Source organism: Bacteroides cellulosilyticus DSM 14838 (genome assembly GCF_000158035.1).
In the GTDB taxonomy this organism is placed as follows: Bacteria; Bacteroidota; Bacteroidia; order Bacteroidales; family Bacteroidaceae; genus Bacteroides; species Bacteroides cellulosilyticus.
The window spans coordinates 1-1,084 of the sequence record NZ_EQ973548.1; the positions used below are offsets into that span (position 1 = coordinate 1).

The 1,084-nt window shown below is 38.6% G+C and carries 1 protein-coding gene; it reads right to left on the reverse strand.

Annotated features, from left to right (window positions below; translation table 11 throughout):
• The coding region (locus BACCELL_RS25610) for a hypothetical protein (RefSeq protein ID WP_007215100.1) at positions 1-889 on the reverse strand (889 nt) is incomplete at its 3' end.
• Positions 890-1,084 lie beyond the last annotated feature (195 nt).

Here is a 1,084-nt window from a genome sequence, read left to right on the forward strand (position 1 = left end):
GGTTATTCGATAAGAAATGACTTTTTGCATGGACAAATGCAGAAAGTAGTTTATACGACTGCATAGGACATTTTACCACACTTCGATCTTCAAAAGTAAGCGTACACGCCTCTTCATCAAACAGGACTCCGCCTATTTGATATTTATTTTCGGAGATGCATATTACGAAATCATCCGGATCGGCCGCTTCATCGTCGTTATTCTTTTTTCGATTATTCCAAAAGAGAAGGACAAATATGCATAAACAGAAGACAACTACAATAGAACAAGAAACAATACCCGTCTTTCCCCAATCGGCACACAACCATGGGGAAGGAAGCGAAAGATAAGCCGTCAACTCAAGAAAATACATATCATCCAGATAGTAGGTTCCCAACTTAAACTTATCGGCCATCAGCGTTGAGTCTCCGGCCATAAACTTTTTTCCTTTTCTGTCACCCGGTAATTCCGATTGCAACATAAGAGCACTGGAACAATAGGTGTGGCTATCATCCAAATCTTCTTGCCATAATTCATTCAAAACACTGAAAACCGCTTTGTCCACCAAAAACAGAAAGCGAATCTTCGCACTTAGGCTATGTGAAGCAATCAACCGCTTTCCTTCTTTTATCGAATCGACCGCTACCACTGTCTCTCCTTCCGCCAGCACTATACGACGCTGCTTGCTTTCCTTATTCGGTTCGCCTCCTCCAACAGAATAAGGAATTCCAAGTTTATCAAATTCCCGATTTGCCCAAAGTTCCGTAGCGGATTTCAGTGAAACTTCCGCCTTTTGCTTACATATTCGGCGTTCTTCCATTCCACTCTCATATACCTGAAAAGCAAGCATTCCCACCACAAGGAACAAGATTCCCCCTAATACATATGAAATTTTCCTATAACGCTTCATAATACAAACTAAGTATTTATCCAATAATAAGTACACAAATATTTTTAAAGACAAGTACAACAAGCATCACCTCTACAGACAGAAGATATTGATTAACTCTTTTTTTACAGAATACAAAAATAGCTCATAAAAATTTAAAAAACGTCTTTCAACATGATTTAAAAGAAGATTAAGGCAATTGTTTTATTCATGTAC